At 54.4% G+C, this 12,892-nt stretch carries 11 protein-coding genes and 1 pseudogene; 11 read left to right on the top strand and 1 reads right to left on the bottom strand.

Annotated elements, in window-relative coordinates:
• The first annotated feature begins 133 nt into the window (after window positions 1–133).
• The 7 genes from BIND_RS10870 (at window position 134) to BIND_RS10840 (ending at window position 7,752) form a co-directional block, all read left to right on the top strand.
• Window positions 134–1,186 (top strand): sulfite exporter TauE/SafE family protein, encoded by a 1,053-nt coding sequence (locus tag BIND_RS10870; protein ID WP_202944749.1) that lies wholly within the window; start codon window positions 134–136, stop codon window positions 1,184–1,186.
• Between the two features lie 247 nt (window positions 1,187–1,433).
• Window positions 1,434–3,716, top strand: coding sequence for a TonB-dependent receptor (locus tag BIND_RS10865; RefSeq protein ID WP_012385123.1), 2,283 nt, complete (start codon window positions 1,434–1,436; stop codon window positions 3,714–3,716).
• Between the two features lie 159 nt (window positions 3,717–3,875).
• Window positions 3,876–4,511 (top strand): MotA/TolQ/ExbB proton channel family protein, encoded by a 636-nt coding sequence (locus tag BIND_RS10860; protein WP_012385122.1) that lies wholly within the window; start codon window positions 3,876–3,878, stop codon window positions 4,509–4,511.
• A complete protein-coding gene (locus BIND_RS10855; RefSeq protein ID WP_012385121.1) occupies window positions 4,511–5,014 on the top strand; it encodes an ExbD/TolR family protein in 504 nt (167 codons plus the stop codon). Before BIND_RS10860 ends, BIND_RS10855 begins: the two co-directional genes overlap by 1 nt.
• Window positions 5,011–5,901, top strand: a complete 891-nt coding sequence (locus BIND_RS10850) for an energy transducer TonB (protein WP_012385120.1) — start codon at window positions 5,011–5,013, stop codon at window positions 5,899–5,901. Before BIND_RS10855 ends, BIND_RS10850 begins: the two co-directional genes overlap by 4 nt.
• Before the next feature lie 196 nt (window positions 5,902–6,097).
• A complete protein-coding gene (locus BIND_RS10845) occupies window positions 6,098–6,808 on the top strand; it encodes an acid phosphatase (protein ID WP_041778715.1) in 711 nt (236 codons plus the stop codon).
• Between the two features lie 248 nt (window positions 6,809–7,056).
• Window positions 7,057–7,752 (top strand): VIT1/CCC1 transporter family protein, encoded by a 696-nt coding sequence (locus BIND_RS10840; protein WP_012385118.1) that lies wholly within the window; start codon window positions 7,057–7,059, stop codon window positions 7,750–7,752.
• A gap of 7 nt (window positions 7,753–7,759) precedes the next feature.
• Here BIND_RS10840 and BIND_RS10835 read toward each other — a convergent pair whose 3' ends face one another.
• Window positions 7,760–10,279 (bottom strand): cation-translocating P-type ATPase, encoded by a 2,520-nt coding sequence (locus tag BIND_RS10835; protein WP_012385117.1) that lies wholly within the window; start codon window positions 10,277–10,279, stop codon window positions 7,760–7,762.
• A gap of 181 nt (window positions 10,280–10,460) precedes the next feature.
• On the opposite strand from BIND_RS10835, the gene BIND_RS10830 reads away from it, so the two are divergent.
• The 4 genes and pseudogenes from BIND_RS10830 to arsB all read left to right on the top strand — a co-directional run bounded on the left by BIND_RS10830 (window position 10,461) and on the right by arsB (window position 12,888).
• Window positions 10,461–10,814, top strand: coding sequence for an ArsR/SmtB family transcription factor (locus BIND_RS10830; RefSeq protein ID WP_012385116.1), 354 nt, complete (start codon window positions 10,461–10,463; stop codon window positions 10,812–10,814).
• On the top strand, window positions 10,811–11,350 hold the full coding sequence (locus BIND_RS10825) for an arsenate reductase ArsC (RefSeq protein ID WP_012385115.1): 540 nt from the start codon (window positions 10,811–10,813) through the stop codon (window positions 11,348–11,350). The genes BIND_RS10830 and BIND_RS10825 overlap by 4 nt, the downstream gene beginning before the upstream one ends.
• A pseudogene (gene arsC / locus BIND_RS10820) lies at window positions 11,350–11,737 on the top strand (arsenate reductase (glutaredoxin)). Before BIND_RS10825 ends, arsC begins: the two are co-directional and overlap by 1 nt.
• A 68-nt stretch (window positions 11,738–11,805) precedes the next feature.
• Window positions 11,806–12,888 (top strand): ACR3 family arsenite efflux transporter, encoded by a 1,083-nt coding sequence (arsB, locus tag BIND_RS10815; RefSeq protein WP_012385113.1) that lies wholly within the window; start codon window positions 11,806–11,808, stop codon window positions 12,886–12,888.
• The last annotated feature ends 4 nt before the right edge of the window (window positions 12,889–12,892 follow it).

The following is a 12,892-nucleotide window of genomic DNA, read 5'->3' as shown; positions in this document are numbered from 1 at the left end:
ATGATAAATATTCGGTGATGGATATAGGCGTCGAATGACGAGATACGGCAAGGTTTCTTTTGAAAAACCGGACATCACATGGTATGATGTAAGTAACAATATGATTAAATATTTTTAATATTTGGGAGGAGAGTTGGAACAAGCGGCGGATCCAATGATCTCTTTCGTTGTAATTTTTATCGTCTCCCTCTTTGCTTTTGCAGTCAGTACGGTTTCTGGTGGTGGCGCTGGGCTGGTGCTAATCCCTATACTGGGTCTTGCCGTCCCCGTCGCGCAGGTTCCTGCCGCGCTCTCCATTGGCACTGTGACGAGTTCTCTTTCCCGTATCGCGGTTTTTCGGCGTTCGATTCGTTGGGATGTCGTTCGCTGGTTCGTGCCGTCAGCACTCCCGTTCTCAGTTTTAGGAGCATGGGTGTTGACGCGTGTATCGCCGCTTTATCTTGAATTGCTGCTTGGATGTTTTCTCGTTTCGAATATTGTCTTTGTCTTTCGTTCTTCGCAGAACAAACAAACGCATACCAAAAGGCTGCCCAATAGTTCTCTTGTATTGATTGGCGCCGCCGCTGGTTTTATTTCCGGTTTCACAGGCGCCGTGGGCCTCGTCTTTAATCAATTTTATCTTCGCTATGGGATGCGGAAGGAAGAAATCGTAGCGACACGCGCGGCCAATGAAATTCTGTTGCATGCCATGAAACTGGCCCTTTATTTCAGTTTCGGCCTCCTTACCGAGCAGTCGTTCCTTGCCGGTGTGCTAGTCGCAATTGCGGCTGTCCTAGCTTCATTCATGATGCACTATCTCTTGCCCTATATTAGTGAAATCTTCTTCCGCCGTGTTGGTTATCTTGCCATGTGCGCGGCTGGCGTTGCCATGTTCATGAGCGCCGGCAGCCAACTGGCGATGAAAGACGGGCTGGCAGTTGACTATGAATTGCATCGTGGCGGCGAGCCGGAGGCGAAGCTTCATTGGCGGCACTATGTTTTCTCTGTCGAATTCAATCATCTTTATGATATGGAATTCGAGCGGATCATTCCTTTGTCGATCCTGCCGACGGCTCTGCAAGAGGCGGTCCAGCAGCTAGCGCAGAATGCGGATGAAACGGTTATCGAAGAGATTTTTGGCTTAGGTAGTCATAATTACGAAGTCAGTGTACGTGACGGCGAGTCGATCAGAAAATATCATTTCTAACATGAGCTCCATTTCTGAGAATATCCGCTTGAGCAGATTCCAGATGGGAAGACATTCATCGAAAAACTATTAATAACGAAAATGTGATTGAACTTTTCTGGCTGCTGAAACGTTGGATCAAGCCGCCTCGGTTTGTCTTTAATTTAGTAAGTTGTCACATAAGTGTAATTTGGCGTGACTAAGAAGACCCGGCTCTAAACATTAAGGAAACGTAACTGTTTCCGGTATTGCTGGGAATTTCTCGAGAATGTCGCTCAATGCGCGCCACTTGCTATCGCGTGGCTTTGGTATCACTTTTCTGGTGCCATCCCTTGTTCCAATCAATGCTGTGATGGCACAAACCGTCGAAATCGGCGCTGTCGATGTCAATGCGACACAAGCGCGATCGGGTGGCGAAATGGCGGTTGGGCGTGATGCTCCCCCCGGATCGGCCGCGGCACTCGCGCCTTCACAATCCAGTTTGCTGGCTAACGAACCGGGCTCCATTGTCAGTGAAAAGATCATTCAAGATGTGATCAAGCCCGGTGGTGATTTCAATGATGTCTTGAAGTTCACACCTGGCTTTTATTCCAGCAATCCGAATGGCAGCGGTGATGCCAAGGGCGGCTGGCGCGGCTTTTCCGACGGTCAGTATAACGTCACTTACGATGGTATCCCGTTCGGCGATGCCAATGATCCCAGCCATCATTCCGGCGCTTATTTCCCTTCACCTTTCATGGGTCAAGTCGTGTTGGACCGTGGTCCGGGCCCGGCGTCTCAGGTCGGTTACGCGCCCTTCGGCGGTACATTGGCGATGTTTGCGCGTCGATTTACGGACAAGCCCAGCGCGGAACTGCAGTTTTCTTATGGTGAATATGGGACTTTCACGAATGCGGTGACGATTCAATCGGGCGCGAATGATGCAACCGGCGGAACACGTTTTCTGGCTCAGTTCAGCCATACGAGTGCGGATGGTATGTTGGCCTATGGCCGTACCATGGGTGATTTCGGTCTGTTGAAAATCGAGCAGCCGATTGGTGACAATGTTGTGCTGACGGGGTTCGCTACCTACGGGCAAGAGCATTATAATAACGTCGGTTATATCACCGCCCAGCAGCTTGCTCTCTACGGTAAGAATTACGGTTCGCTAAACAACAATCCGGCAACCAATAATTATTGGGGTTATAACACGTCCTCTAAGCAAACCGATCTCGAATATGTCGGCATTCAGGCGGATGTAGCTGGTTTTCATCTAGACGATAAAGTCTATACCTATTCCTATACCTATCCCACCTTGCAGAATAATGGCGCCGATCTGACGCAGGAAGGCCCCGCGACAATAACCAGCGCCAAACAGTATAATGGGACAAAAGTGCCGATTATCGGTGTCGGGAAAAATGATGTCACGGGCTATCTGAAAAACAATAATTACCGCGCCTATGGCAATATTTTCAATGTCTCGCATGACATCAATGAAGGTCTCGCCTCGGGCACGGTGCGGGCGGGCGTCTGGGTCGAGCATGTCGATAATCAGCGTTTTCAGCAATATATCGACTATACAAGCTACAAGACTTATACGGCTTTAGGAAATCCTGATAATGCCTCATATAAGACTTGGCTTTCCTCGCATATCGACAATGTGCAGCCCTATTTTGAATACGAGTGGCGTCCAGTCGAAAATCTGACCATCACACCTGGATATAAATACGTTTCGTTTACACGCGATCATAATGCAACGATCAATCAGACAACGTTGCTACCGCTTAACTATCAGCATACTTATACGGCCAATCTGCCTTTTGCTAATATACGCTATCGGTTCACGCCGAATTTGACTGCCTATGGCCAGGTTTCACAAGGGTTTCTTGCCCCGACAGTCAGCGCTTATTACGTGCCGGATCCTTCCGCGAATTCAATCGCTCCGCAGAGCACGACCAATTACCAGGTTGGTATGGTCTATCGCGATGAAACGATCACCGCAGCTTTCGATGCTTATCTGTTGAAAGCAACAAATTTCCCGATTGCTCAGGGCGTCGTACCCAATACAGTTTATGTCAATGGCGGTACAGCAGTCTATAAAGGCCTCGAGGCCGAAATGACTTACGCCTTCGGCAATGGTCTCGCCGTTTATGTCAACGGTTCATTATCCTCGGCACAATTCGTTCAGGGGCCGAATATTGGCCTGGCCGTTCCCAATGCTCCTCGTTACACCGGCGCGGCAGGTTTTATCTATGACAAGGATCAATTTTTCGGTTCTTTCCTCTTCAAGGCAATCGGTAATAGTTTCGGCGATAACGGTCAGGTGCTAGGTAGCAACGCCAATAAAATTGGAGCCTATAATACGACCGATCTTGCTGTTGGATATAGAACTGACGCTTTGCATCAGATCGGTTTCGGTCAAAACGCGGAAGTTCGTTTCGGCGTGAACAATATTTTCGACAATCGCTCGATCGTTGCGATTTCTGGAAATCCCACGACGAATCTCACTGGCCTGACCTATGGCTTCCAGCCTAATCGCTTCATCTACGGGGCCGTGACACTCAGATTCTAAACATCAAAAGCGGGATATTGAAGTATCGCGCTGATCGCGTGCTCATATCCCGCTTTTGCTTTTAAAACCGCGAACGAAAGGGCTCGCGGCCATAAAAGATTTCATGACGCCATGCTCGTTAGTCCTATAGATCCGCAATAATATTGGAAACCTTAACTCATGGAAACTCTTAGCATTTCCCCACTTTCGTTATTTGAGCAGGCGGGCCCTGTTGGCAAAGCGGTCATGGCGATTTTGCTGCTCGCCTCCGTTTGGTGCTGGGTTCTAATTATCGAAGCGCTGGTATCTGTGTCCCGCTTAAAGAAAGCCGTTCGTCTGGCGCGTTCTGGCGGTATTCATCCTCTCGTCGCGCCTTTGCTCGATGCTGGACAGAAGGCCGCGGCGACCACCATTCCCGGCGAAAGTGTTGGCGAAGCACGCATACGCATTGCCGAGGCCATGCATCGCGCCGCACAGACCATTATGAAAAAAACCGAAGGCGGATTGCCTAATCTCGCTGTCATCTCTTCGGTGGCCCCTTTCGTCGGTCTGTTCGGCACTGTCTGGGGCATTATGACGAGCTTTACCGGCATCGCTGCGTCGAAAGATACGAGCCTCGCGGTCGTGGCGCCGGGTATTGCTGAGGCGCTTGCCGCCACGGCCTACGGCCTTGCCGCCGCTATTCCCGCGACTTTGGGTTATAACCGCATTGGCGCCATGCTGGCGGGGCTCGGCCAGACGCTCAGCCATCTTGTCGAGGAACGGGCTGTCATGCTCATCAGCCGCTCATCGCAAAAATCGAAGGAGGTCGCATAATGGCTTTTTCATCCTCTCGCGGGAGTGGGGGCGGCTATCAGCCGCTCGCTGACATTAATGTGACTCCTCTCGTTGATGTCATGCTGGTGCTGCTCATCGTCTTCATGATTACGGCTCCCATGCTGGCGACGGGCGTCAAGGTCAATCTGCCGCAAGCCAAGGCAGCGCAGCCCTTGAATCCAAAGGAACCGGTGGTCGTCATCGTGACGAAGGAGGGGAAGCTCAACCTTAACGCCGACGAGATCGTTTCGGAACAATTGGTAGCGGCCATACAAGCAAAAATCGAAGGCGATATGAATCATGTCATTCATGTGCGTGGTGACAAGGATGCCTCTTATGGCGATGTCATCGCAATCATGGATCTGCTGGCGAGCAATGGCATGACCCATATTGCCTTATTGTCTGATCCGCATGCCAAGGCCGATGCGGCGAAAGCTGCGAAACTTCAGGCGCCGCCGGCTTCTGCTCCGAACACGGCTCCAGCGACGGGAGGGCAGCCATGACGGCGGTCACCGCGGAGGATTTTATATCGTCCTCGCCACAGGAGGAGATTCCTCCGGTCAAGCCGGTTTGGTTGAGGCCGGCAGCGATTACCTTTGCGGTGCTGGCTCACGCCAGCCTGTTTTTGGCCCTCGTCATGCCGCATGACGATCCGCCACCGACCCCGCTTGATGCCGTGGAAGTTTCCCTCGTCCAACAGGGATCCGTGGAAACGGAAGCTGCTGCGGCGCCCGTATCGGACCCGACCTTGAACGACCAGGAATTGGCCGAGGTCCAGACTCCCACGGCGACGGCGCAGCCTCAAGTTGCGGCGCTCGCAGCGGAAGCAGCCATCAAGGAAGTTGAGGACGCGATTGCCATTCCTGTGGCGCAGCCCGATCCGCTGCCGATGACGACGCCCACTTTTATGCCGCCGCCCGAGCCCGTGCCACAGCAGCAAAAGGCGGAGACGGTTCCGGTTAAGGAAAAGCCCCCGGAAGTAAAGCCGGAAAAGAAAAAGGTTGAAAAGCGGCGGGCGCCGCAAAGCGCGGAACGCGCTCCTGTCGTCAAGACGGGCGCAGCCCGTGCGCAGCGGGCGGGTGTTGAAGATGGCGCTGAGGCCGTGACTGGCCAAGCCCGCGCCACTTATGGGGCTTTGGTCCTAGCCGAATTGCATCGTCGTCAGTTTTATCCTCCGGCCGCGCGTGCCGAAGGTCTGAACGGAAACGTCGGTGTCGTCTTTACGATTGGGGCTTCCGGTCGCGTCACCAGCCACTCGATCACCCGTTCATCCGGCCACCCGGCCCTGGATGCGGCAGCCCATCAGATGCTGCAATCAGTGCAAGCTCCCCCGCCGCCGGGTGGATCCTTTTCGGGTAGCACGACAATCCGCTTCAGTTTGAACCATTAGAACATCAGGCCCAAGACTGAAGAGCCCGTTGGAATCAGTCTGATACGGATTCAAAATTTGGTGTCATGCGCTCAGGCAAATTCGCTTGAGCGCATGAAATCGTTCGATGAAACAAGAATGAGTACGTAATGGTTGAATGGATGTGAACACATCCTCCTCCAAACGCCTGTATGCCTCCTGTTCGGGAACTCGTGATTTGAAAAAGAATCTGCTCTCATCCATCGGTCTCTTGGCCCTGAGCCTGTCCCTTGCCCAGGCGAAGGAACCGATTTTCGTCCAGCCCGATCAAACGACCGCTTTCGAAATTTTGCCGCCGCCGCCGGCAGCCGATTCGGAAAAGTTGAAGAAGGAACTTGCCGAACTGCACAAGCTCGAAGCGCAACGCACGGAGGAGCAAGTCCGTCAGGCGAAGGCCGATGACGAACTTGAAAATATGTTTGTCTTCAAAACCATCCTGGGCGATCGCTTCACGCCTGAGGCCTTGCCTGCCACCGCCCGTTTCTCGGACGATGTGAAGAATGACGAAGGGTTCAATACGGCGCCGGCGAAAGAAGGATTTCACCGCGTCAGGCCGTATAATTTGGACAAGACCTTGACCCCTGTCTGCAAGGTCAAGACGAAGGATGATTCCTATCCGAGCGGGCATGCGACAACGGGCTATCTCGAAGCGTTGGCCCTGATCGATCTTCTGCCAGAAAAGCGCGATATCATTCTTGTACGCGCTGATGAATATGCGCGTAATCGCCTTGTCTGCGGCGTCCATTATCGCAGTGATATCGAAGCGAGCAAATTGCTCGCTTATGCGATCCATGCGCTCATGCATTCGACACCGAAATATAAGGAAGAAATGCTGGCTGCTCGCGCGGAGCTGCGCGCTGTGTTTCCGGCCGATGTAAAGGATCAATAAGGTTTAGTCTCACCGTCGAAATCGGGTGCTTCTCTTGGGACATGGATCGACGATGATCGGGATATCGGTGCCATCGCTGATTATCTGAAATCATTGCCGACCGTGCCCGTCTTTATTCATATAAGCCGCGGCAATGCCACCGGCTCGTAATAGACGTGCGGATGGCCTTGATCGGAAAAGATCTTGGTTCGATCTGTTTCAATTGTTAAGACAACGGCACCTTTGCCTCCGTAAGAGGATTCTGTGCCGTGCCGATGACGCCTCATATCGAAAAACATTTCACCGCGACCGAAACCGTCCGTGATGTCGTCATTGGCATGTCGGACGGCCTGACCGTGCCTTTCGCATTGGCGGCGGGTCTTTCGGCCGCCGTCTCGGATACGAGCGTCATTGTCACCGCGGGGCTTGCTGAAATTGCCGCTGGCGCTATTGCCATGGGCCTTGGCGGCTTTCTCGCCGCGCGCACGGATGCCGAACATTACGATTCGGAACGCAAACGTGAATTCAGCGAGATCAGCACTTTGAAAGACCGAGAAGTCGCGGAAGTCGAGCAGATTTTCAAGGCTTATGGTTTACAAGGCGAGGCTCTGAACACCGTCACGAACGCGATTACATCGGACCGCAATCGCTGGAATGATTTCATGATGCGTTTCGAACTGGGCCTCGAAAAACCCGATCCCCGTCGTGCGCTCACCAGCGCCTTGACGATTGGCGGGGCTTATCTCGTCGGCGGATTCATTCCGCTCATTCCCTATATTCTGACGCATTCCGTCAGGGAAGCCTTGCAGATTTCCGTGGGCACGACAGGATTGGCGCTGTTGATCTTCGGCGCGGTGAAGGGGCATTTCACGGGGCTCAACCCCGTCAAGGCGGCGTTGCAAACCTTGTTGATCGGCGGACTCGCGGCTGGCGCGGCCTTTGGCATCGCGCATCTTTTCGGGTGAAAGCGTCTCACGCCAGGAGTGTCCGCCGCCAGAAATGCTTCAATATTTCAAGAACGATGACCAATCCCGCGACAAGAGCGAAGATGAGGGACAGATCATCGGGATGCAAAGGTCCAAAGCGGAAGAGCGTGCGGGCAGGCTCCCAGGTGAGCGCGAAACCAAGCACGATCGCCACGACGACGCTGACGATCCATAAAGCGCGATTGTTCCAGCGCAGAGCTTCGCGCAGGGAACTGCTAAAGGAACGATTGACCAGGACCAGCCCGAGATTGGCGAGCACGAGCGTCACAAAAGTCAGCGCCCGTATATCACCTTCCGGCAGTCCGTTCCTGCAGGCCATGAGATAAAGAGTTCCAATCACGGCGAAGGTGAGCACCCCTTGCAATAGGCTCCAGACCACGATGCTGGGCGAGAGCAGGCGGCTTGCCGCCGCATGCGGGGGGCGTTGCATGACATCTGCTTCTTCCTTCTCACTCTCGAAAACCACCGAACAGACCGGGTCGATCACCATTTCGAGGAAGGCAATGTGAATTGGTGAGAAGATCAATGGCAGGCCGGTCAAAAGGGGGAGAAGGGCGAGGCCTGCGATCGGCACGTGAATGGCGAGAATATAGCCCATCGCCTTGCGCATATTGTCATAGATACGGCGCCCGAGCCGGACTGTTTTTACAATCGAACCGAAATCATCATCGAGTAGAACCAGAGAAGCGGCCTCGCGTGCGACGTCGGTGCCGCGCCCGCCCATGGCGATGCCGATATCGGCGGCCTTGAGGGAAGGGGCGTCATTGACACCATCGCCCGTCATGGCGACGACCTCCCCATTGGCTTTGAGAGCGCGGACGATGCGCAATTTCTGTGTTGGCAGGACCCGGGCGAAGACCGAAACCGAGGTGATGCGCTGGCTGAGTTCGTCGTCGTTGAGTGCCGTAACATTCTCACCCGTCATCACGGACTCTGTGACAAGGCCGGCCTTTCTGGCAATGGCCAAGGCGGTCGCGGGATAATCGCCGGTGATCATGATGACACGAATACCAGCCTGCTGGCATTCGTGGATGGCTGCCGGTACAGAGGGCCGAAGCGGATCGGCCAAACCGACGAGACCAAGAAATGTAAAGGAGAAATCATACGGTGTTTCGGGCCAGTCCTGTCCTTCGAAACGGGCTTCCGCGACGCCAAGAACCCGCATTCCCTCACTGGCCATTTGATTGATGTCACGGGAAAGCCGGGCCATTGCCATCGCGTCGAAACGACAAAGCGCGGCGATGGCCTCGGGAGCGCCCTTTGTGGCGATCACGGACCGCATCTCACCCGGAATGCTCCAGGCCTGTGTCACGGCCAGCAAGTCTGGCCTCAGACCATAGGAATGCAGAAGCTTTTCCCCCTCCGTGGTCGCGCCGATCTGTTTGGCGAGAGTATGAAACGCCGTCTCCATCGGATCGTATGGGTTCGGTGCACTCGCCAGCCGTCCATAATTGACAAGCCGTCGGAAGGCATCCGGCAGTCCTTTTTCGTCCTTCGGGTTGAGGATTGTGTCATCGCCTGCTCTCAGGGCAGCAATCACCATGCGGTTTTCAGTGAGTGTGCCGGTCTTGTCGCTACAGAGAACGCTGGCAGCTCCCAGGGTCTCGATGGCTGAGGCGCGGCGGGTCAAGACGCGCGCCCGTGAAATACGCCAAGCGCCCATAATGGTAAAAACTGTCAGGACGAGCGGAAATTCTTCTGGCAGCATCGACATGCCAAGCGCGATGCCCGCAAGAAAAGCCTGAAGCCAGGAACCGCGCCACAATCCATAAAGGATTACGATCGCGAGACAGCAAATTAGACTGAAAATGGCGAAGATACGCACGAGGCGGGCGGTTTCCCACGCCAGATGCGGTTGTGCGCTGTCGATGGCTTGCAAAGCCTGGCCTATCTTGCCAATTTCGCTGCGTGGGCCTGTGGCCAGCACCTCGGCGAGACCTTGCCCCCTCACGATGAGGGAACCGGAAAAGACGAAAGGCAGATCGTCACCACCCGGGTGTCTGGTCTCGGTTGCTTGTTCCTTCACGGACTTGCGGACGGGTGCTGACTCGCCGCTCAGGAGTGATTCATCGGCTTGAAGATCGCTCGCCTCGATAAGTCGTGCGTCGGCCGGCACGCGATCGCCTTCACCCAGCACGATCATGTCGCCGCGTACGACCTCGCGGCCAGCGATGCGTTGGCGTGCGCCATCGCGGATGACGAGCGCACGTGGACTGGTGAGATCGCGCAGCGCTTCCAGAACCTTTTCGCTGCGGCTTTCTTGTACGACTGTAATGATGACAGAGATCGAAGCGAAGACGAGCAGCAGGAGTGCTTCCGTATGATCGCCGAGCAATAAATAGAGGAAACCCGCACCGAGGAGCAGGCCGAACATCGGTTCGCGTGCGACCTCGAAAATAATGCGTAAGAGAGAGCGATGCCCTGCGCGCGGCAGCTCGTTATAGCCTTCTTTCTTCAGACGGGCTTGCACTTCGTTTTGCGTCAACCCCCGCAAGCCATCCGGCACGGCTCCACTCCTCTTCGAACTGGGTGTCTACTGTCCCTATACTCAGTTGATAGAATAGGATGATTGAACTTTTCTGTCGCCTGTCAGAGGTGGTTTGACATCCACGCTTTGGATAGAGATGGGGGATTAAAAGTGAACGGTATGTCTTGCTCATTTTCCATATATCGAGTATTCTCGATATATGGAAAATGAGCAAGCTCTTCTCACTTTCACGGCTCTGGCGCAGGCGACGCGTCTGGAAACCTTCCGATTGCTCATCAAGCATGAGCCTGAGGGCTTGCCGGCTGGCGAAATCGCGCGCCTGCTTGCTGTTCCCCAGAATACAATGTCCGCGCATCTGACGGTCCTGACGCGTGGTGGTCTTGTTACCTCACAAAGGCGGAGTCGGTCGATCATTTATCGCGCTGATCTCACATGTGTGCGTGAACTCATGCTGTTTCTTGTAAAAGATTGCTGTGGCGGTGCGACGGAAATTTGTGCGCCATTGATCGCCGATCTCATGCCGTGCTGTCCGCCGGAAAAGGTGTCTTCATGACTGAACGCTTATGGAATGTTTTGTTTCTCTGCACAGGGAATTCAGCCCGCTCGATCCTTGCGGAAAGCATTTTGAGAAAAGAAGGTGCAGGGAAATTCAAAGCCTTTTCCGCCGGCAGCCAACCGAAGGGCGCTGTCAATCCCTTCGCACTCAAAGTTTTACAGAGCTTCGACTACCCGATTGAAGGCTTGCATTCCAAGAGCTGGGATGAGTTTGCGGGGCCAGAGGCTCCTGTCATGGATTTTATTTTCACCGTCTGCGACAATGCAGCAGGTGAGACTTGTCCAGTCTGGCCAGGACATCCAGCCACAGCGCATTGGGGAATTGAAGATCCAGCGGCTGTCGAAGGATCAGACCTTGAGAAGGAACGCGCCTTCGTCACAGCCTTTAGATATATGAAAAACAGGATCTCGGCCTTTGCCGCTTTGCCGCTGGAACAGCTCGATAGTCTTGCTTTGACTAGCAAGCTGCGGGAGATCGGCCAAAGCGCGGGAGCGAGTCAAGCTGCGAGTGCGCCTCATCCCGAGGTTGCCTGATGAGTGCCCCCATCGACATTATCATCTACCACAATCCTGATTGCGGTACGTCGCGCAACACCTTGGCGATGATCCGCAATGCCGGCATCGAGCCGCATGTCATCGAATATTTGAAGACGCCGCCGAGCCGGCCTCTGCTGGAACAGCTCATTGCTCGCATGGGCGTGCCGGTGCGGGCCGTGATCCGTGAGAAGGATACGCTTTGCGCAATTGATCGATGCCATGATGGCGCATCCGATCCTGATCAATCGTCCGATCGTCGTCTCGCCGCTCGGCGTCAAACTCTGCCGACCTTCCGAAACCGTTCTCGGTCTCTTGCCCAAGCCGCAGCAAGATCGTTTCACAAAGGAGGATGGGCGGTTGTCGATGATGACGGCCAGCGCGTGATCTAAGCTTTTCTTCTTCACTGTCTCAAGGCTCTTGGCGCAGGCATGGTCACGCCTGGGAGATTATCTATGTCCTCTGTTCAACCCGAGTCTCGCCTCTCTTTCCTGGACCGTTATCTCACGGTCTGGATTTTTGCTGCCATGGCTGGCGGTGTCCTTCTCGGCACGGCCTTCAAAGGCTTGCCGGAAGCCTTGAACGCACTGTCGGTCGGCACGACCAATATTCCGATCGCCATCGGGCTCATCCTCATGATGTATCCGCCGCTGGCAAAGGTGCGTTACGAGGAGCTTCATGAGGTCTTTCGGGACAAGCGGATTCTGGCTCTCTCCCTTGTGCAGAACTGGCTGATCGGGCCTGTCCTCATGTTCGCACTGGCCGTTCTCTTCCTGCGTGATTCACCCGAATATATGACCGGGCTCATCCTGATTGGCCTCGCGCGGTGTATCGCCATGGTCCTTGTCTGGAACCAGCTCGCGCGTGGTGACAATCAATATGTCGCGGGTCTGGTTGCCTTCAATTCGATCTTCCAGATCCTGTTCTTCAGCATCTATGCCTGGATCTTCCTGACGCTTCTTCCACCTCTGTTCGGTCTGCAAGGCAGCATTGTCAATGTGAGTTTTTGGACCATTGCCGAGGCGGTGTTGATCTATCTCGGCATTCCTTTCCTGGCTGGTTTCCTCACGCGCCGCATCCTCATCGCTCTCAAGGGCCGAGCCTGGTACGAGCACGAATTTCTTCCCCGTATCAGCCCGATGACCTTGGCCGCGCTCCTGTTCACTATTGTCGCCATGTTCAGTTTGAAGGGCGGTGATGTCCTGCGCCTGCCTGTCGATGCGGTGCGGATCGCGATCCCTTTGTCGCTTTATTTCATCATTCAATTCTCAATCAGTTTCGTCATGGGCAAGCTGATCGAGGCCGCTTATCCTCGTACAACGGCGATCGCTTTTACCGCTGCCGGCAATAATTTCGAATTGGCGATCGCCGTCGCCATCGCGGCTTTCGGTCTTGCCTCGCCGGTTGCCTTTGCTGCTGTCATTGGTCCTCTCGTGGAAGTGCCGGTGTTACTGCTTCTCGTCCATGTAGCCTTGAGGCTCGGACACCGCTGGTTTCCGCAATCCTGCGGCACTGTTCCGACACCATCCAAAGCTTGAGGGA

The sequence above is a fragment of the Beijerinckia indica subsp. indica ATCC 9039 genome, from assembly GCF_000019845.1.
Classification (GTDB): Bacteria; Pseudomonadota; Alphaproteobacteria; order Rhizobiales; family Beijerinckiaceae; genus Beijerinckia; species Beijerinckia indica.
The sequence above is the reverse complement of the archived record's forward strand: the minus strand, read 5'-3'. Positions and strand labels throughout refer to the sequence as shown.